Genomic DNA, 18730 nt, shown 5'->3' on the forward strand with positions numbered 1-18730 from the left:
AAAAATAATTAGATTTGCCGACTTGTTGAAAAACAGCCAATAGAAAGAAAATTATTACATAACAAAAAATGCAAGGTAAAGGTTTTATCAAATTTGTGGCAATACTACTCGGTATTGTCTGTCTGTATTCGCTATCGTTTAATTTAGTTGCATACAATGTAGAAAAGAAAGCCAAGGCGTTTGCCAACGGCGATGTGGTTAAAGAAAAAGCATATCTAGATTCTGTTGCTACCGAACCAGTTTATCCAGTTTTCGGATTAACTTATCAGCAAGTTAAAGCTCAAGAAATTAAATTGGGTCTGGACTTAAAAGGTGGTATGAACGTTACGATGGAGATTTCTTTAGGCGAACTAATTAAATCTCTAGGTGGTAATACAAGCGATGCAAACTTTAACCAAGCATTAGCAAACGCACAAGCGGCAAATGCGGCTGGCGGTAAAGATTTTATCGGAACTTTTGTAAGCGAGTACGAAAAACTTGCTCCAAACGGAAAGTTAGCAGATTTCTTCGCAAACCAAGATAACTCAAGCTTGTTAAAATCTACTGCTTCTAACTCAGAAGTAAGAAGTTATTTAACTAAAGAAGGTAATAGCGCTATCGATCGTTCATTTACTATTTTACGTAGCCGTATTGATGGTTTCGGTGTGGTAAGTCCGAATATGCAAAAACAAGAAGGTTCTAACAGAATCTTTATTGAGATGCCGGGTGTACAAGATAAAGAACGTGTACGTAAATTATTACAAGGTTCTGCCGAGTTACAATTTTGGCAAGTTTACCAAAACCAAGAGGTTGTTGGGATTTTAGAAAACATTAATAAGGTTTTAGCTGCAAACGTAAAAGACACGGCTAAAGTTGTAGCTCCTGCTACGCCTGTTGCTGCAGATACTACAAAAGCTACTGGTGGCAAATTAGCCAACTTAAATAAAAACACCAAAGACACTTCTACTACTGCAAAAGCATTAGAAGCAGCAAAGTTAAATCCACTATATGCAGTATTAAGTATCCCTACTTACAAAGCAGAAAACGGTCAGCAAGCTTTAAGCCCTGGCGCTGTTGTGGGTTGGGTTGCTCAAAAAGATACTGCTAAAGTAAACGGCTTTTTCGAAAAACCAGAAGTTAAAGGTTTAATTCCGGGTACCATGAAATTTATGTGGGGATTAAAACCAATCACTGGCACTAAAATCTTCGAACTTTACGCAATTAAAGTAACCACTTTAGATGGTAAACCAGTTTTAGGTGGCGATGCAGTTGCTAATGCTGCAAACAGTTTTAACCAACAAACTAATGCTCCAGAAGTAACCATGAACATGACTTCTGAAGGTGCTGTTAAATGGAGAAAAGTTACTGCAGAAGTTGCTGGTAAAGGTGCGATTGCAATTGTTTTAGATAACACGGTTTACACCGCTCCAAACGTAAACGAAGAAATTCCTACTGGTAGATCTTCAATCTCTGGTAGTTTTACTATTGAAGACACCAAAGATTTAGCAAACATCTTAAATGCTGGTAAGTTACCTGCTCCTGCTAAAATCGTTTCTGATTATGTGGTTGGTCCATCTTTAGGTCAGCAAGCAATTGATAACGGTTTAGCATCTTTCGTAATCGCTTTCGTAGTTATTTTAGCATTTATGGCTTTCTACTACAACAAAGCTGGTTGGGTAGCAAACATTGCCTTGGTAATTAACTTATTCTTCATTTTAGGGGTGCTAGCTGCATTTGGTGCAGTGTTAACATTGCCTGGTATCGCTGGTATTATTATCACCATTGGTTTATCGGTAGATGCTAACATTCTAATATTTGAGCGTGTAAGGGAAGAACTTGCATTGGGCAAAAATACGGCAACCTCAATTAAAGAAGGTTTCAAACATGCAATGTCTTCGATCATTGACTCTAACGTGACCCTATTTATTTTAGGTGCTATTTTAGCGGTATTTGGTACTGGACCAGTTCGTGGTTTCGCGGTTACTTTATGTATCGGTGTTGTAACTTCGTTATTCGCTGCAGTATTAATCTCTCGTGTTATTTTCGACAGTTTAGTTCAGGCTAAAAAAGATATCTCTTTTGATAACAGCATTACCAGAAATGCATTTAAAAACATTGCATTCAACTTTGTTGGTCGCAGAAAGTTATATTACATTATATCTACCGTAATTATTGTATTAGGTGCGGTTTTCTATTTCAAAAACGGTGGTTTGCACTTAGGTGTAGATTTTAAAGGTGGTAGAACTTACATTGTTAAGTTTGATAAGCCGATGAACACAGAAGAAGTTGCTAAAAAGTTAGTAGACAACTTTGAAGGTGAAGAAGCTTTAGTAAAAACTGCTGGTACAGATAACTCTTTAAAAATTACTACTCCTTACCATATTAATGATACAGACAACAATGCTGATAAAGTTGTTGAGACTGCATTAAGAAAAGGTTTAGGCGAATTAGGCGCAAATTTCAGTATCGAGAGTTCGCAAAAAGTAACACCTACCATTGCTAACGACATTATTACTGATGCAATTTATGCTATCATGTTCTCGTGTTTAGTAATGTTCCTTTACATTGTTTTCCGTTTCAAAAAATGGCAGTATGGTTTGGGTGCGGTAATAGCGTTATTCCACGACGTATTGTTGGTATTATCTTTCTACACAATTTTAGATGGCGTTTTACCTTTCCCATTAGAAATTGGACAAGATTTTATCGCAGCTATTTTAACGGTAATGGGTTATACCATGACAGAAACTGTAGTTGTATTTGACCGTATTAGAGAGCGTTTAGCTGAAAAAGGCAAAGAGGACGTGTATGGCGAAGAGCGTAATACATTAATCAACTACGCTTTAAACAGTACTTTAAGTCGTACAATTTTAACCTCGTTAACCGTATTTTTTGTACTAATTGCCATCTTCATCTTTGGTGGCGATAGTATCCGCGGATTTATCTTTGCGTTGTTAATTGGTCGTATTATTGGTACATACTCATCATTGTGTATCTCTACTCCTATCGTAATCGATTTATCTAAAAACGAAGTGAAAAAAGAAGCTTAATCAATTTGCTTCCATAAAATACAAGGCCTCGAGAAATCGGGGCCTTTTTTGTGAGTTAGTTTTTTATGTAAAACATAATTAGGCTTTGAAAAACATCTGCTAAACATTGGTTAGTTTTAGATTTTAAACAAAAGCTTCTAGCTTGCTTTTCAAATGCAATCGTTAAACTGGCCATTCTAAAATTTGACTCTTCTTAAACCAGATTAATAACTACAAGTACCTTAACTTACTATATTTGCTAAACCAAATACCTGGTTTTATAGTTTATTTATTATGAGTAGTGAAAAACAAAAAATAGTTATAGTTGGTGGAGGTTTTGGTGGAATAGAATTAGCTAAAAAACTTAAAAATAAAAACGTAGAGGTAACCATACTCGACAAACATAATTATCACACTTTTCAGCCTTTATTGTATCAAGTTGCAACGGGAGGATTAGAGGCAGATTCAATTGCCTTTCCGATTAGAAAGATATTTAAAGGGCAAAAAAACCTCACTTTTAGAGTAACGGAGGTAAAACAGGTTTTGCCAGCTGAAAATAAAATTCTAACTACAATTGGCGATATTCACTATGATCATCTAGTTATTGCAACTGGGTCTACGAGTAATTTTTTCGGTCAAACGGAAATTGCAGATAATGCAATGCCGATGAAATCTATACCTGAAGCACTGAATTTACGCAGTTTGATTCTACAGAATCTGGAACAATCTCTTATTGTCGACGATAAAACTGAGGAAGCTGCGCTACTAAACTTTGTAGTAGTTGGTGGTGGACCAACAGGTGTAGAAACTGCAGGTGCTTTAGCAGAGCTTAAAAAGCACGTTTTAAAGAACGATTACGCAGAGCTGGATATTAACAAAGTGAATATCTATTTAATTGAAGGATCGCCGGAGCTGTTGGGCGCTATGTCTTTACAGGCGCAAGAAAAATCTAAAAGCTTTTTAGAAGAATTAGGCGTTACCGTTTTAACCGAAGCAAGAGTTAAAAGTTACGATGGCAAAGCAATTACACTTCTAGATGGCAAAGTCATTCCTTCTTCAACTGTAATTTGGAGTGCAGGTGTAAAAGGTGTGATTTTGGAAGGTCTAAATCCGGAAGCGGTTGTTAGGGGAAATAGACTAAAAGTTGATAATATTAACAGGATTGACGGTCATGATAACATTTATGCCGTAGGCGATGTTGCCGCGATGATAACTGAAGAAACACCGAACGGCCATCCCGGAGTTGCGCCAGCTGCAATACAGCAAGGTAAACTCTTAGCCAAAAATTTATTAAATATAATTGAGGGCAAACCTACCGAAGCATTTAAGTATTTTGATAAAGGTGCAATGGCAACTGTAGGTAGAAACCGTGCGGTAGTAGATATTGGTAAAATCCGTTTCCAAGGTATATTTGCCTGGTTTACTTGGATGTTTGTACACTTGATGACTTTGGTTGGTTTTAGAAATAAGCTGGTTGTATTTGTAAATTGGGTTTGGAGCTATTTTAGTTACGACAGAGGGACTAGATTAATCATAAGACCGTTTATTAAGGGCGAAAAATGGAAAGCGATTAATAATATTAAGTCGGAAAACTCCGGAGACGGCAAGTTGGAAAGCCCGAAAGTAGAAACAACTGTTTCTTGACAAACCCTATCTTGTGGATACACAGTCTAAATTACTAACATCGAACTACAAAATACTAACCGCAAATGAAACTCATCGAATGTCCGCGTGATGCTATGCAAGGTTTACACGATTTTATTCCGACAGACTTAAAAGCGCAATATATTAACCAGCTTTTGAAAGTAGGCTTTGATACGTTGGATTTTGGCAGTTTCGTTTCGCCAAAGGCTATTCCGCAATTGCGAGATACCACAGCGGTATTAGCACAGTTAGATTTAAGCGTTACGAAGACTAAATTACTGGCAATTGTAGCAAACCTAAGAGGTGTAGAAGATGCCGTTAACCACAGCGAAATAAGTTTTTTAGGTTTTCCTTTTTCAATTTCTGAAACTTTCCAGCAACGAAATACAAATTCAAGTATCGCGCAATCGCTAGGTACTGTAGAAGAAATGCTAAACCTTTGCGACAAAAATAATAAAACCGCAGTAGTTTACCTTTCTATGGGTTTTGGTAATCCGCATGGCGATGAATGGAATACCGAAATTGTGGCACATTGGGCAGATGAATTGGTAAAACGTGGTGTTAAAATACTTTCACTTGCTGATACTACGGGTGTTTCTACACCTGAAAAAATTGAAACCCTCCTGCCCTTTTTGATTAACAATTTTCAACATACCGAAGTTGGCATCCATTTGCACAGTACGCCAAATACGCGATTGGAGAAAATCGATGCGGCCTACAATGCTGGCTGTAAACGTTTTGACAGCGCTCTAAAAGGTTTCGGAGGTTGCCCAATGGCTTCGGACGATTTAACCGGAAATATGGCTACCGAAGATTTGATTGGGTATTTAGAAAGTAAAGGTGAACCCCTTAACTTAAATATGGAATATTGGAATGAAGCGATGATACTATCTTCAAAGGTGTTTCATTAAATTTTAGTTAACTTCAAAAGCAAACTTTGATTAAAATACCTATCTACGTGGCCTACATATCAAAATGAATAGTTTCTACGAAGTAAAAAACTTAAATCGCTTGAGATTGCCTGCCAATGGAAGGCAGGCTTCGTAGACCTCTGTAGATTAAATTTGTTTTACCATTTTAAAATGTTGGATACCAGCTTCTTCAAACTGCTCGCCTTCTGCTACAAAACCAAATTTAGCATACAAACTCATAGCATCTAGTTGCGCATTAAGGTAAACATAACTCGCGTCAGTAGGTAAATCTGCTAAAACGGTAGCAATCATAGCCCTGCCAACGCCGGTTCCTCTAAACTCTTTTAAAACAGCAAATCGTTCTAGTTTATAGCCTTTATCCGTTTTACGCCACCTACATGCGCCACAAGGCTTATGGTCTGAAAGTGCCAAAAAATGAGTAGAAACATCTTCGTTTTCCCATTCGAGTTCTGGTGGACAGTTTTGCTCATCAACAAATACGATTTTACGAATAGCGAAAACTTTATCTAACTCTTCTTTTGTGGTTGCTTTTTGAACGTGTAGTGTATCCATGTTAGTTATCTTTTTGAGTGCTCTTAATTTCTTCTGTCTTTTTCTCGTGCAATTCTTCTGCCGCGTCTATAGAGTGCGAACAGTGAATATCGCTTTCTTGTTTTGCAAGTACAGCTAATTTAGTATAAAATTTACGCAATTGATCAAGTTCGGCCTCACTTAATTCCTCAATATCAACCATTCTGTTACTGGCTAAGGTATTTGCCGCAATAAGCTCGTTTAATTTAAGCTGTATGGCCTTACTGTCTTTATTTTGAGATTTCTGTATCAAGAAAACCATTAAAAAGGTGATGATGGTTGTACCGGTATTAATTACAAGTTGCCAAGTTTGGGAATAGTTAAACAATGGTCCGGAAACGGCCCATAACAATACGATTAAAACCGCCGCTATAAATGCGGGCGAACTACCAGTAAAGGTGGTAGCAATGTTTGCAAACCTTTCGAATAAACCTGTTTTTTTAGCGTTGTTTTCCATAAGTCTAAAATACTATTATAATACTGAAAGTATATATGTAGACATTCAATTTTATAATGTACTTGGCAACTATTTGTATTTTATGATCTTCTGTAGCTACCGCGGGTTCTAGTTTTGCCTATAGCCGAAAAAGTAGAAAAAACCGAAGCGAAAGCGTAACTCATTTATACAATCGAAAAAAAATAAGCTTACTATAAATAAAAGCCACGACTGCGCCTGGTGCTTTAACGATTTCTGCCTAAGCTAATGATTACTAATCGCACCAGCAAACGTCGTTTTTTGTAGAACGAAAAGACGAATGCTAGGGCTTGAGATGCTGTACAAAAAGGCCCCAAATTGCATTAAACAGAAATACTAATTATGATATCAAATGGAGTTGGCTATTACGGTTTTGTGAACAAACTTTCATGCTAAACCCGGTGGTAGCGATATCCCCCGATTTTTCATCGGGGATAAAGCGGACGACGGGACTGCAAGCCTCCAAGCATTACTGAAACGTACTTTTCAAAACTATAAAAATTAAAAACCAAAAAGCTTAGACAATAAAAAAGCGCCTCGATATTAACCGAGACGCTTCTATTTTTATTTAGCTTACACTACAATTTGTCGTTAGCGTTAATGCAATTCAAATCTTCGAAAGCAGCGGTTAAGCGTTTAACAAACTCTTCTTCGCCTTTACGCAACCAAACACGTGGATCGTAGAATTTTTTGTTAGGTTTATCTTCGCCATCTGGGTTACCAATCTGACCTTGCAAATAAGCTTCGTTAGTTTTGTAGAAATCTAAAATACCTTGCCAAAATGCCCATTGCATATCTGTATCAATGTTCATTTTAATTGCACCGTAAGAAATAGCTTCTCTAATTTCTTCCTGAGAAGAACCAGAACCACCATGGAATACGAAGTTAATTGGCTTTTCTGCAGTTAAATTAAATTTCTCTTTGATAAAATCTTGTGAGTTTTTTAAAATTACTGGTTGTAATTTAACGTTACCTGGCTTGTAAACACCGTGTACGTTACCAAAAGCAGCAGCAACAGTAAATCTGTCGCTCACTTTGCTCAACTCTTCGTAAGCATAAGCTACTTCGCTAGGTTGTGTATATAATTTAGAGCTATCAACATCGCTGTTATCAACGCCATCTTCTTCGCCACCTGTAACACCTAATTCAATTTCAATTGTCATACCCATTTTGCTCATACGCTCAAAGTATTTAGCAGAAATTTCCATGTTTTCTTCAATAGGTTCTTCAGAAAGATCTAACATGTGCGAAGAAAAAAGTGGTTTACCTGTTTCTGCGAAGAATTTTTCGCCATGATCTAAAAGACCATCAATCCAAGGTAACAACTTTTTAGCAGCGTGGTCTGTATGCAAAACAACAGCTACACCATAGTGCTCTGCCAATAAATGAACGTGTTTTGCTGCAGAAACTGCACCTAATACGCAGGCGTTTAAATTATCGTTATTTAAAGTTTTACCTGCATAAAACTGTGCTCCACCGTTAGAAAGTTGAATCATTACCGGCGAGTTTACCGCCTTTGCTGTTTCCATTACTGCATTAATAGTGTTGGTACCTGTTACGTTTACCGCTGGTAATGCAAATTGATGTTTTTTAGCCTGCTCAAATAATTCCTGAACGGCTTCTCCGTAAATTACGCCTTTATAGCCTTTTAAACTCATTATTATTATGTTTTGTATCCGTCGAAGTTATAAAAAATATTGTAGTTTTCAGTATCAAAACCAGAGTTTCGCTTTTGAACCGATAATTGTAACTGTAAACTGACAAGTCTAAAAAAAAAATCGTTTCTTTGTACTCGCATTTTTAAAACGTAACATGAGTTGGTTTAAGAGAGAAAAAAAGGGTATTAGTACAACTACCGAAGAAAAGAAAGAAGCACCAGATGGTTTGTGGAATAAGTGCCCAAATTGCAAAAAAGCACTCCATAGCGCAGATTTAACAGAAAACAAATATGTTTGCCAATACTGCGACTACCATTTAAGAATTGGTTCTAAAGAATATTTTCAAGTTCTTTTTGATAATAACGAGTTTACAGAACTTTTCGCTAACCTAACCTCGGGCGATCCGCTGAACTTTAACGACAACAAACCATACACCGAGCGCATTGTAGAAAGCCAAAACAAAACAGGCTTAAAAGATGCCATTAGAGCTGCACACGGAAAGGTTGACGGGCAGGATTTAATGGTTGCTTGTATGGATTTTGCCTTCATCGGCGGTTCTATGGGTTCGGTAGTGGGCGAAAAAATTGCTCGTTCTATTGATTATAGCTTAAAACATAAAGTTCCGTTTTTGATGATTTCTAAATCGGGCGGTGCAAGAATGATGGAAGCTGCATTTTCGTTAATGCAAATGGCCAAAACATCGGCAAAGTTGGCCTTATTGGCCCAAGCTAAAATCCCATACATATCGTTATTAACCGATCCTACTACAGGTGGTGTAACGGCTTCTTACGCTATGTTGGGCGATATAAATATTGCAGAACCAGGTGCTTTAATCGGCTTTGCTGGTCCTCGTGTAATTAAAGAAACCATTAAAAAAGATTTGCCTAAAGGTTTCCAAACTTCTGAGTTTGTTTTAGAACACGGATTTTTAGATTTTATTGTCGACAGAAGACAAATGAAAGCGAAGTTGGCAACTTTCTTAAAAATGATGAAAAACTAAATTGGTTGTTTAGTTGATTTGGTTTTTGGTTGCTTAGACTTTGTTATTTATTTTACAAATGTTCAGCAAAGCGAATCCCAATCTATCGATAAACCAATAATACTAATCATATTTGAAAAGCAGGGCTTGAAATTCTTAGGAAGGTCAGTCCTGCTTTTTGCTTTACTCTCCCGATGTAAAATCGGGATTCGTGCTCGCTCCAATCAGGTTTATTTTGCAATTACTGTGCAAATAGCTTTAGTTGCAAAACGTTTAGGTTAACATGCAAAACATTAAGATCCATAAGATTTAATGTATCTTCATTTCTACGGGTTTAAAAAATTACACAGATACTTCAGTGTAACTTAAACCATTGTTTTACAATCTAAATACCAAACTTAGAGCTAAACGACAATGAAAAAACTACTACTCTTATTTTTTTGCATTACGGCTTCTATTTACGCAAAAGCCCAAAAACCAAATCCAGATTATGATGCCGAATTAGCCAAAAAATACGAAGCTGATGACTACGGCATGAAAAAATATGTTTTAGTAATGCTTAAAACGGGTAGCAATACCACATCCACCAAAGCAGAAAATGATACCGCTTTTGCCGGGCACATGGCCAATATGGGTAAACTGGTAAAGGAGAACAAACTGGTTGTTGCTGGTCCGTTGGGCAAAAATGACAAGAACTACCGAGGTATTTTTATCCTTAATGTTAAAACCATTGATGAGGCTAAACGGATCCTAGCTACAGACCCAGCAGTTAAAGCAAATCTTTTAGATACCGATTTGTTCGAATGGTATGGTTCTGCCGCCTTGGCGGCATATCTTGGTACGAGCGAAAAGGTAGGGAAGTTTTAATCTAATTCACGTAGTTGATTGATATTTCTGTAGGCTTTAAAGCTAATATTCCGTTGGGTTTAATAACATTTTTTTCAGTAATAAACGATTTTAAACGTTTATATTCGGGTATAAACGGATAAGTTGCACCAATCCGCGAGTTAGCTGTGATTGTATGAAACGACTACCCATAATAATATTACTTATTTTAATCTCTTGTTCTGGAACAGTGAAAAATAACCTAAATGACAAAAAAACAATGAAATTTAACGAGACTGAAATTTTAGAACAGTTGGACTTGGCTTTTAATGGAGAACCAAGTAAATATTATCCAAGTGGACTACCAGAAGATATCAAATACAACTTTTTTCTTGACCTTGAACACGGTTACTGTGAGACCGCGGGAAACAGAATTCATTTATACGCAGATTCAACAAGATGGATTGTGGTTTTTGAAAAAAGCGGTTATCAAAATCGAGGAACTTCTGCGGAAATAGAATTAGACTATATTGGAAACTGTGTTGACTATCCAGTTGACAAATATCCTGAACGGAATTATATTACAAATGCAAACAATATAATTCTAATTGATCCAACAGAATTCGAAAGGATTGAAAACAAAGATGGCGAAGAAATGGAGACATTTGAACTAATTGGACAAAATATTAAAGAAATTAAAATCCGAGACAATGGTGTTAAATTTGACAACGACCATAAAAATTATGAAAAACTAGGAATTGATATACGAGATTATGACAATCCTAAAAACCTAATTGGTTTTGGAGACTTTATCAGATATTTACACGAAACAAATCCATCGCTAATCAGTGCGACTGAAGAGGAAATTCGGAAACATATTCCGAAAGACATTCCAAAACTTATGACAATTGACGAGTTTCATTTTGTAAGTCCTTACGACAAAACAAATCCACCAAGCCAACAAGAAACTTACCAATTAATTGCAAAGATTTTGACAACAAAAAATATAACAAATTGGAAACCTACACAAAAACCAAATAATAGTTGGAAAAATTGGGAATCTGGACATTTATAAAAGCTAAAAACAACCACAGCTAACAGGGGCTTTACAATAGTGGGGCGAAACTGCAAAGTTCAACGGTTGTTCTCCGATTCAACTTTTGTGCAAAATTAAAGATTTGTGCTTCGATTGCCCCAACATCGCAAAGCCCCGAAACGTTGGTGGCAAGCGTAAAACGACACCCTTTAAATTTTCAACTATGCCAGACAAAAGCGAAAAAGAAAGACGAAAACAAATAATGGACGACCTTAAAAAAAAGTCTGACCAAGAATTTGAAAGTAACCTTCCAATGGACAGGCAAACTTTTCAAAATTTATTTGATTATTTAGACAATAAACTAACAGACAAAAATTGTGACGACACCAATAGTTTGACAAAGGCTTTTTTGACGCAATCAAAAATTCTAAACGTAGATGAAGTTTTAGAGTGGCTATCTGAACACGGTGGATATTGCGACTGTGGAATTTTGGCAAACGTTGAAGAACAATTTGAGTAGTATGGAACCATTTGAAAAAATACTTTCAAAATATGAATTTGTCAAACGAACTGACAAACCAAAGACAGCTTTTGAAGATGTTGAAAAAATAATAAACTTCAAACTACCTGACGATTACAAAGCTTTTGCTTTAAATTATTTAGAATTTGAAGATTTCATCGGAGCAGAAAATGTAAGACTTTGGGACTTTGACGAAATAATAGAAATTAATAATGACTATCAAATTTTTAAATATTTACCCAAGACATTAGGAATTGGTGGAAATGGTGGTGGAGAATATATCGCAATTGAAGATTTGGGCGACAATAATTTACGAATTGTATTATCGCCTTTTATAATCGAGAAAGAAACTCATATCGAAATTGGCTCTTCATTTACGGACTTTTTACAGCGATTAGAAAATGGCAAAGAGTGGTTCGACTAAAAACGCCAGCCACCAACATCGGTTTGGCAATATGGCGGCTGAAGAGCTTCTATGAAACATTTGTGCATGGTTCAACAGCAGTAATTCTATTGAACTTTTGTGCTAAAAATCCGCCACATCGCAAAGCCCCGAAACGTTAGTAGCAAGCTTAGAAAGAAAAACCAAAAAACGAATTTTTAAAGATGATAAAGATTATTTCAAGTCCGAATTGTGGAAATTCACCTAAAATGGAATTCTTGAAAGAATTTAATATTTTATTTGCTAAAGGCGATATTGAAATTCTTGCAGAAAGTGTTATTGATGACATTATTTGGGATATTATTGGTGACAAAACAATCTCAGGAAAGAAAGATTATGTTACAGAAATTACCAAAATGAAAAACAAAAAGATAACTGAACTAACACTGACACAAATTTTATCTCACGGCAAAGAAGGAGCTGTAAACGGAGTAATCAAAATGGAAGACGGAAAAAGAATTGCATTTTCTAACTTTTACCTATTCCAAGGAGCAAAAGGTGATAAAATAAAATATATAACTTCATATTTAATTAACACTAATTAGATTTACAACAAAATCAAACAAGAAGCAATTTTAACAGCAAAACCCAAATGGGCATTTTTGAATATAGCCCAATTTCAAAATTTAGAACATAGTACAAAAAAGCCTGCTGCTAACAAGGTATTGTCAAAAGAGGGGCTGAACGGCTTCGATTGGAAATTTGTTAAAAGTTCAACAGTTGTTCTCCGGTTCAACTTTTGTGCAAAATTGAAGATTTGTGCTTCTTTTGCCACACCATCGCAAAGCCCCGAAACGTTAGGTGTAATATCCCTTCGAACTTAACGCGTGGAAATAATTAACCTGAATATGGAAAATACTTACAAGATAGATTTTGTGCATCAAGTAAAAAGCCTTAGATATGTACTTGTAGGCTTGATAGCGTTCATTATACTTTTTTATATAATGACTTATCACCAGAGCTTTACTCTCGAACTCGTCTTTTTTGTTTGTTTACCTATTCCGTTATTACTTTTTGGACCAGCAATCTACCTACACCTCAGCTATCTATTTGAAAATTACGGGGTTGTCTTGAGTGTTGACCATATTACTAAATCATTTGTATTAAAAAAAAATGGACATCGACACATCTACGAATTTTCTGACATCATTTCACTGGAACAGCACTTAGGAATTTATTATCGAGATAGGGTTGATCGAGCTGGAAGAAGAATAGCGCCTTGGACACCGTACGGCTATTTGAACCTAAGATTAAAAGATGGACAGTACTTTAATTTGACTTGTATAATGGTCAACATACATAATCCCCCGTTTATGCCAACAGACACTTACTTCCGTTTCTTTCCTTATTCAAAACCTTCAAAGTCTCTTAGCGAAAAGAAAAAGCTTGCTATAGAAAATTTTAAAAATGAAGTGTCTCACTACAAGCAGAACTTCAGAGACTTGCCAAATCATCAACTTGAGGAGAAAATAAGGAACTATAAAACCTATTATAAAGCCTCTGTAGAAGCGTCAAGACAAATTTTAAAAAGCAGAAAAGAAATAAAACAATAATACTACACCTAACAACAGGTTCAAGTTAAGCATCGGGCGAAGTGCCTACACAATACTTTGAAGTTATTTATAGAGATTAGTAATAGATTTTGTTGCGCAAGTAATAAGGCTCAACTTAAACCTGCAAACCGTTAGCGGTAACCAAAAACAGACAATCGATATGACACGAATTAACAACCTAGAAACTCTACTTTCATCAGATGACACTACTGAAAGTATTATTGAATTGGACAACTTCATTTCAGAACTTTGTTCATACGGAGAAAATATGGACAAACTGACCGAACCGCAGAAACAATTTTACTATAACCAATGCTTAGAAAGAGAGATTAACAATGGTGGATTTAATCAATATTTCATAAATTCAAGTGGAGACTTTGCTCATCAGACAATTCAATCATTGATAGCAATTGGTGCTAACACGACAGCAGACATTTTACAAAAAGCTATTAACCAGTTTCCAGACAAAAAAGTTCCGCAGGACAGAAACGAAAGAATTGAAATAGTTGAACAGATTGAAGAAACGGCAACCGAAATTTGGGAAGAACTTGACGAAAAAGTCTTTGACTATGAAGACGACTTAAATACTCTAAATCTCAGTTTTGTTAGACAACACAAATCCGACTTTTAATTTAAAAACTATAATCATTTGCAAACGGATTGACAACTTGGCTGCCGCTAACAAGAGTTTTGCAATAGTGGGGTAAAACTGAAAAGTTCAACTTTTGTTCTTCGATTTAACTTTTGTGCAAAATTGAAGATTTGTGCTTCGATTGCCCCACCATCGCAAAGCCCCGAAACGTAATACGTAATTAAAGACACAGCTAAATGACCCAAACGCTTCACAAAAATAAAACTCTATTTGACTTTATCGCTTACTACCAAATTATTGGAGGACTTTACGGACTATATAGTATTACTGCACAGTTAGTAAAGCTAAATACTGTAAGTGGACTGGGTGTTATTGTTTACCTAATAATAATCGGATTATATTCATTTTCAATCTATTGCGGGAACTTAGTAAGACTTAAAAAAGAAAAGGGACTTCAAATAACTAAGTGGTGCCAATTGACACAATTATTCCAATTTAATATTTCAGGTGTAGCTTTTTGGTATATTTCTGGATTCGGTGTTTCACTTGGTTACGGAAAGGCAGATGATTTAATTCAATTTCTTTACTTGAATTTATCATCAATGTATTTTAAATACAATCTGAAAGATACGGAAGATTTTTATTTCTTCATTAACCTTATACCAATTGCTCTCATATTTCTTGCTGAAAAACTACAAAAGAAAATACAAAATGAAAACAAAATCGATAACTACGTATAATAACAGGTTTAAGTTAAGCCTCGGGCGAAGTAAGAACTCGATAATTTGAAGTTATTTATTTAGTTTAGTGTTATAGTTTTTTTTATACAAGTATTAGGCTAACTCAAATTCAAGCCATATATCGAGTCTCAAACTTCGCGAAGGCTTAAACCTTTAACGATCAGCTGAGGAAAACCTAAACAGGGAACATATCAAAATAAGAAAATGGAAGTAGCAATAGGTTTCGTATTTGAACTAATAAAAATTTTTATACTTAGTTGCATTTATGCCTCCTTGGTGCTACTGACTCTCAAAATAATCGGAAGTTACACGCATGGTAGCTGGTGCTACAGAGTCTCGAGAAACAAATTACAGCTTTGGTTGTCAAGCGGTTTTTTAATTTCAATAGGGCTTTTTATATTTATGTTTACTTTTTATGGCGACCATGGGCTTGGCGACAGTGCTAGAATTCCTGTCGGACATTGGCGTGAGATACTAGAAACAAATGGAAGTTTAGCATATATCCAAAAAGAAGGAAGAGGAAGTATGTTAGTAATTGACAAGTTTTTAATCGCAGACGATTACGTATACGGGTTGACAAGTGATGTGAATGAACATTATAATGGAAAATATTTCATTTACGACTTAGCGAATAATAACATAAAAACCTTCGAAGAAATAAATGGATATTTAAATTCTTTAATCGCTAAAAACCTGAACGAAACCGCGGAATATAAAAACTTTGATTATCATTATAGACAGTATTGGCACGGATGGAGGTTCTGGATTTTACCTTAAATAAGAGTATTTAAAAGTAAAAATCTGAATGCCTAAAGGCTGTCTTTGTTTCAACTTTTGTGTTGCTATTGCCCCAACTTCACAAAGCCCCCAAATGTTACCTGCGAGTGTATGAAACCATTAGAAACTAAATATAGCAGCCAATTTTTGGAACACGCACATAAAAGTTGTTCTTTACATAAAGCCGAGATTCTCACCGGCAATATATGTGGTTGTTTTTATTGCGAACAGACATTTGAACCGATAGAAATTGAGGAATGGATTGAAGAAAACTTTGCCAATGGTGAAACTGCAATCTGTCCGAAATGTGGAATAGACGCTGTTTTAAGTTCTAAATTTCCAATTACAGACAAACAATTTTTAAGAGAAATGAATACACTTTGGTTTTGAACTGTAAAAAGAACGATGATGGATATTGAAATAAGACTGCGATTTGCGAAAATCAATTCTTAAAACCACTAACTTTATTGAGATGAAACTTTCCGAAGAAGCAGAGAAAATACTGACCCAACTTGCCAAACAACCTACCAAACTTGGCGACTTGCGAAACATTGCCAAAGCGATAAAAAAGAACCACAAGTTAGCCCAAGAACTTTGGTTAACTAAAAACTTTTATGCTAGGCTGTTAGGCATTTTAGTTATGGACAAAAAACTGCTTACTGAAGATGTAATAAGCGATTTAATAAATGACATTGACCAACACGAGCAAGCTGAAAAACTTCAGTTGATAGATTGGCTAATGGCTAATCAACTTACAAAAGATAAAAACAACATAGGGTTAATAGAAAGCTGGAAAAACAATCCATCATCATTAAAAAGAAGAGTTTATTGGTATCATCAGGCTCGTTTACGTTGGGTTGGGCAATCGCCACCACCTAACAGTGCAGAACTGATTTCTGAAATTGAAAATAAAATTGAAACAGAACCTGAAGAAGTACAATGGGCGATGAATTTTACTGCAGCCTGGATAGGAGTTTTTGAGAAAAAATATAGAAGTAGTTGTGTAGCACTTGGTGAAAGAACCGGACTATTTAAAGGCGAAATGGTTTCAAAAGGTTGCACTCCGAACTACTTGCCAGATTTTATTGCTATAGAAAGTAAAAAAAGAGGCATCTAAGAAACAAATGATGGGCCCATATCAGAAACAAACACCATTAGAAAAGCAACGGACAATTATAATCGCCACTATAGATTATTTAATCAGTCAACAAAGTGGATCTATAGTTTTTGACGATTTCGACCCTGTAAAATTCCATTTCGAACAGGAAAGAACCAAAACTGAAAAATATTTTGCTCAACGTCGACTTGATAAACTAGAGCAAATACTTGCCAAGCTAATTAAAGGATTGCAACATCGAATCGATTTAAAGTTTGCGCATTATATTAAAACCGAAACTGGCTACGACATTGATATTTTTGAAGATTTAAGGGCTCGTGCAATCGAAACTATTTCAAAGAAAGAAATTAGCAATCAACAAGAACTGAATGATATTTCCCTGATGATTCATTATCAACAAGAGGTTTCTGAAGATAAAAAATCTGCTGAGCAACTGTTTTCACTGATATCAGCCTACAGAGAATCGATTGGTTTTAAGAGAAATAAAAATAACCGAACCGAAGTTATTACCGCAACAGAGAAAGGTGAAATTATTGAGCTTAAGGCAGTAATATCAAACGGTCCAAAACCAAAACTATTAGAAGAAGATGAAAATATTTCGCCAGATGGAAAACGTAAAATAACTGTAACCAGATGGAGTGATGTAGAAAATGCTTCGACGTATGTATTGATTACTTTCCCAACTGCTTCAGGTGTTATATATGGTTTAAACGGAATTTTCGAAGGTGTTACCGCGTATTGGAAAGACAACTATCATATCATTATTGAAACAAAAGAGAATTATGAAGCAAATACAAAATATTCGCAGGTAAGCAGTTTTGATGATGTGATAAAAATCTCTTATATAGAACATTAAACCCTACTCCTCTTTCTGTTGAAATTTGTAAAACAAGTATCCCAAGAAAGGCAAAATAAGTACACTGCCAAGCAACAATGCCCAACCTAAAGTATTTACCGTTTTAATAGGTGCAATAGTTTCATACAATGAAATGGCATCACCATTTTTTAACCTGATAAAATTTGGAAAATGCGCAAAGCTAATCGCTACCAAAATCATAGTAACCTGAAAACCTGCCAACAAACGTAAAATTTTAGTTTTACCTTTTATCAATAAATACCACAACAATATTAACGATAAACTAGCTAGAACTATCGATGCGAGCCCGACAGGATTTTTTAGAACCCAGTCTACCAAAGGCACTTCTTCTAAGTAGGCAGATCCGAAAACCATGGCGCCAAAAAGTACCGCAGCAACATTCATAAATTCCGCTTTTTTAATAAAACGTTTCTTATCTTCCGCTTCCTTACTTTCGCCGATTAGATAAATAGCTGCTAAAAATCCGCAAAGTGCAACTGTAAAAAGACCTACCGCAACAGAAAACCAATTTAACCAACCAAAAACATAGGCATCGGCAAAATTATCTGCTCGGTTATCTATTTTACCAGAAATTAAACTCCCGGCTATAATGCCTAAAAATAATGGCGTAATAAAACTTGAATAGATAAAAATCTTATTATAAACTTCCTGCATTTGGTCTTTAACGGCATCATAATGTCTAAAAACAAAGGCGGTTCCTCTGGCAATAATGCCGATAAGCATTATAGCTAATGGAATATGCAGGTAAACCGACATGGTGGTGTAGATTTTAGGAAAGGCTACAAACAAAATTACAATAGCAATAATTAGCCACATGTGGTTGGCCTCCCAAACCGGGCCGATAGCATGATACATTGTTTTTCTTGTTTTACTCCTATTCTTTGACGAAGTAAATAATTCTATAATCCCAGCCCCAAAATCGGCTCCACCTAATAGGAAATAAAGCAAAATAGCTGCGCATAAAAATGTAATGATTACGATATCCATT

General features: G+C 35.7%; 20 protein-coding genes. 16 read left to right on the top strand and 4 right to left on the bottom strand.

What is annotated here, in order from left to right; genetic code table 11:
* The first annotated feature begins 68 nt into the window (after window positions 1-68).
* The 3 genes from secDF to DUT69_RS18500 all read left to right on the top strand — a co-directional run bounded on the left by secDF (window position 69) and on the right by DUT69_RS18500 (window position 5560).
* Window positions 69-3026, top strand: coding sequence for a protein translocase subunit SecDF (secDF, locus tag DUT69_RS18490; RefSeq protein ID WP_113654767.1), 2958 nt, complete (start codon window positions 69-71; stop codon window positions 3024-3026).
* Window positions 3027-3299: 273 nt separating this feature from the next.
* Window positions 3300-4649, top strand: a complete 1350-nt coding sequence (locus DUT69_RS18495; protein WP_113654768.1) for an NAD(P)/FAD-dependent oxidoreductase — start codon at window positions 3300-3302, stop codon at window positions 4647-4649.
* Window positions 4650-4714: 65 nt separating this feature from the next.
* Window positions 4715-5560 carry a hydroxymethylglutaryl-CoA lyase gene (locus DUT69_RS18500; protein WP_113654769.1) on the top strand — a complete coding sequence of 282 codons (846 nt, stop codon included), beginning with the start codon at window positions 4715-4717 and terminating at the stop codon, window positions 5558-5560.
* Window positions 5561-5707: 147 nt separating this feature from the next.
* Here the strand turns inward: DUT69_RS18500 and DUT69_RS18505 are convergent, their stop codons facing one another.
* From DUT69_RS18505 to fbaA, 3 genes are all read right to left on the bottom strand, one after another.
* Entirely contained in the window at window positions 5708-6133 is a 426-nt protein-coding gene (locus tag DUT69_RS18505) for a GNAT family N-acetyltransferase (protein WP_113654770.1), read from the bottom strand.
* A 1-nt stretch (window position 6134) separates the two neighbouring features.
* Window positions 6135-6608 carry a low affinity iron permease family protein gene (locus DUT69_RS18510; RefSeq protein WP_113654771.1) on the bottom strand — a complete coding sequence of 158 codons (474 nt, stop codon included), beginning with the start codon at window positions 6606-6608 and terminating at the stop codon, window positions 6135-6137.
* A gap of 596 nt (window positions 6609-7204) precedes the next feature.
* Entirely contained in the window at window positions 7205-8284 is a 1080-nt protein-coding gene (gene fbaA / locus DUT69_RS18515) for a class II fructose-bisphosphate aldolase (RefSeq protein WP_113654772.1), read from the bottom strand.
* A gap of 154 nt (window positions 8285-8438) precedes the next feature.
* On the opposite strand from fbaA, the gene accD reads away from it, so the two are divergent.
* From accD to DUT69_RS18580, 13 genes are all read left to right on the top strand, one after another.
* Window positions 8439-9284, top strand: a complete 846-nt coding sequence (accD, locus tag DUT69_RS18520) for an acetyl-CoA carboxylase, carboxyltransferase subunit beta (RefSeq protein WP_113654773.1) — start codon at window positions 8439-8441, stop codon at window positions 9282-9284.
* A gap of 393 nt (window positions 9285-9677) precedes the next feature.
* Window positions 9678-10130, top strand: coding sequence for a YciI family protein (locus DUT69_RS18525; protein WP_113654774.1), 453 nt, complete (start codon window positions 9678-9680; stop codon window positions 10128-10130).
* A gap of 154 nt (window positions 10131-10284) precedes the next feature.
* Window positions 10285-11163, top strand: coding sequence for a DUF7003 family protein (locus DUT69_RS18530; protein ID WP_113654775.1), 879 nt, complete (start codon window positions 10285-10287; stop codon window positions 11161-11163).
* A 184-nt stretch (window positions 11164-11347) separates the two neighbouring features.
* Window positions 11348-11644, top strand: a complete 297-nt coding sequence (locus tag DUT69_RS18535) for a DUF2695 domain-containing protein (protein ID WP_113654776.1) — start codon at window positions 11348-11350, stop codon at window positions 11642-11644.
* A gap of 1 nt (window position 11645) precedes the next feature.
* Window positions 11646-12068 carry an SMI1/KNR4 family protein gene (locus tag DUT69_RS18540; RefSeq protein ID WP_113654777.1) on the top strand — a complete coding sequence of 141 codons (423 nt, stop codon included), beginning with the start codon at window positions 11646-11648 and terminating at the stop codon, window positions 12066-12068.
* 182 nt (window positions 12069-12250) lie between these two features.
* Window positions 12251-12631: a nuclear transport factor 2 family protein gene (locus DUT69_RS18545; RefSeq protein WP_113654778.1), complete on the top strand. Its 381-nt coding sequence runs from the start codon at window positions 12251-12253 to the stop codon at window positions 12629-12631.
* Window positions 12632-12934: 303 nt separating this feature from the next.
* Window positions 12935-13639 carry a hypothetical protein gene (locus tag DUT69_RS18550; protein ID WP_113654779.1) on the top strand — a complete coding sequence of 235 codons (705 nt, stop codon included), beginning with the start codon at window positions 12935-12937 and terminating at the stop codon, window positions 13637-13639.
* A 160-nt stretch (window positions 13640-13799) separates the two neighbouring features.
* Window positions 13800-14270: a DMP19 family protein gene (locus tag DUT69_RS18555; RefSeq protein ID WP_113654780.1), complete on the top strand. Its 471-nt coding sequence runs from the start codon at window positions 13800-13802 to the stop codon at window positions 14268-14270.
* A 197-nt stretch (window positions 14271-14467) separates the two neighbouring features.
* Window positions 14468-14971 (top strand): hypothetical protein, encoded by a 504-nt coding sequence (locus DUT69_RS18560; protein ID WP_113654781.1) that lies wholly within the window; start codon window positions 14468-14470, stop codon window positions 14969-14971.
* Window positions 14972-15373: 402 nt separating this feature from the next.
* Window positions 15374-15748 carry a hypothetical protein gene (locus tag DUT69_RS18565; protein WP_113654782.1) on the top strand — a complete coding sequence of 125 codons (375 nt, stop codon included), beginning with the start codon at window positions 15374-15376 and terminating at the stop codon, window positions 15746-15748.
* Window positions 15749-15859: 111 nt separating this feature from the next.
* The gene (locus tag DUT69_RS18570; RefSeq protein ID WP_113654783.1) at window positions 15860-16138 is read left to right on the top strand and encodes a hypothetical protein; all 279 of its coding nucleotides are present in this window, start codon (window positions 15860-15862) and stop codon (window positions 16136-16138) included.
* A gap of 82 nt (window positions 16139-16220) precedes the next feature.
* Complete coding sequence (locus DUT69_RS18575; RefSeq protein ID WP_113654784.1) at window positions 16221-16865, top strand: DNA alkylation repair protein; 645 nt, start codon at window positions 16221-16223, stop codon at window positions 16863-16865.
* A 7-nt stretch (window positions 16866-16872) separates the two neighbouring features.
* The gene (locus DUT69_RS18580) at window positions 16873-17721 is read left to right on the top strand and encodes a hypothetical protein (RefSeq protein ID WP_113654785.1); all 849 of its coding nucleotides are present in this window, start codon (window positions 16873-16875) and stop codon (window positions 17719-17721) included.
* Window positions 17722-17724: 3 nt separating this feature from the next.
* Here the strand turns inward: DUT69_RS18580 and DUT69_RS18585 are convergent, their stop codons facing one another.
* Complete coding sequence (locus DUT69_RS18585; RefSeq protein ID WP_113654786.1) at window positions 17725-18729, bottom strand: cytochrome d ubiquinol oxidase subunit II; 1005 nt, start codon at window positions 18727-18729, stop codon at window positions 17725-17727.
* Window position 18730: the final 1 nt, after the last annotated feature.

It is taken from the genome of Pedobacter namyangjuensis (assembly GCF_003313325.1).
GTDB lineage: Bacteria > Bacteroidota > Bacteroidia > Sphingobacteriales > Sphingobacteriaceae > Pedobacter > Pedobacter namyangjuensis.

Coding starts and splice junctions, on each gene's coding strand:
- DUT69_RS18530 (WP_113654775.1), top strand. CDS start 10,285: ATGAAACGACTACCCATAATAATATTACTTATTTTAATCTCTTGTTCT.
- DUT69_RS18575 (WP_113654784.1), top strand. CDS start 16,221: ATGAAACTTTCCGAAGAAGCAGAGAAAATACTGACCCAACTTGCCAAA.
- DUT69_RS18545 (WP_113654778.1), top strand. CDS start 12,251: ATGATAAAGATTATTTCAAGTCCGAATTGTGGAAATTCACCTAAAATG.
- fbaA (WP_113654772.1), bottom strand. CDS start 8,284: ATGAGTTTAAAAGGCTATAAAGGCGTAATTTACGGAGAAGCCGTTCAG.
- DUT69_RS18585 (WP_113654786.1), bottom strand. CDS start 18,729: ATGGATATCGTAATCATTACATTTTTATGCGCAGCTATTTTGCTTTAT.
- DUT69_RS18540 (WP_113654777.1), top strand. CDS start 11,646: ATGGAACCATTTGAAAAAATACTTTCAAAATATGAATTTGTCAAACGA.
- secDF (WP_113654767.1), top strand. CDS start 69: ATGCAAGGTAAAGGTTTTATCAAATTTGTGGCAATACTACTCGGTATT.
- DUT69_RS18560 (WP_113654781.1), top strand. CDS start 14,468: ATGACCCAAACGCTTCACAAAAATAAAACTCTATTTGACTTTATCGCT.
- DUT69_RS18495 (WP_113654768.1), top strand. CDS start 3,300: ATGAGTAGTGAAAAACAAAAAATAGTTATAGTTGGTGGAGGTTTTGGT.
- DUT69_RS18505 (WP_113654770.1), bottom strand. CDS start 6,133: ATGGATACACTACACGTTCAAAAAGCAACCACAAAAGAAGAGTTAGAT.
- DUT69_RS18525 (WP_113654774.1), top strand. CDS start 9,678: ATGAAAAAACTACTACTCTTATTTTTTTGCATTACGGCTTCTATTTAC.
- DUT69_RS18500 (WP_113654769.1), top strand. CDS start 4,715: ATGAAACTCATCGAATGTCCGCGTGATGCTATGCAAGGTTTACACGAT.
- DUT69_RS18535 (WP_113654776.1), top strand. CDS start 11,348: ATGCCAGACAAAAGCGAAAAAGAAAGACGAAAACAAATAATGGACGAC.
- accD (WP_113654773.1), top strand. CDS start 8,439: ATGAGTTGGTTTAAGAGAGAAAAAAAGGGTATTAGTACAACTACCGAA.
- DUT69_RS18580 (WP_113654785.1), top strand. CDS start 16,873: ATGATGGGCCCATATCAGAAACAAACACCATTAGAAAAGCAACGGACA.
- DUT69_RS18550 (WP_113654779.1), top strand. CDS start 12,935: ATGGAAAATACTTACAAGATAGATTTTGTGCATCAAGTAAAAAGCCTT.
- DUT69_RS18565 (WP_113654782.1), top strand. CDS start 15,374: ATGTTTACTTTTTATGGCGACCATGGGCTTGGCGACAGTGCTAGAATT.
- DUT69_RS18555 (WP_113654780.1), top strand. CDS start 13,800: ATGACACGAATTAACAACCTAGAAACTCTACTTTCATCAGATGACACT.
- DUT69_RS18570 (WP_113654783.1), top strand. CDS start 15,860: ATGAAACCATTAGAAACTAAATATAGCAGCCAATTTTTGGAACACGCA.
- DUT69_RS18510 (WP_113654771.1), bottom strand. CDS start 6,608: ATGGAAAACAACGCTAAAAAAACAGGTTTATTCGAAAGGTTTGCAAAC.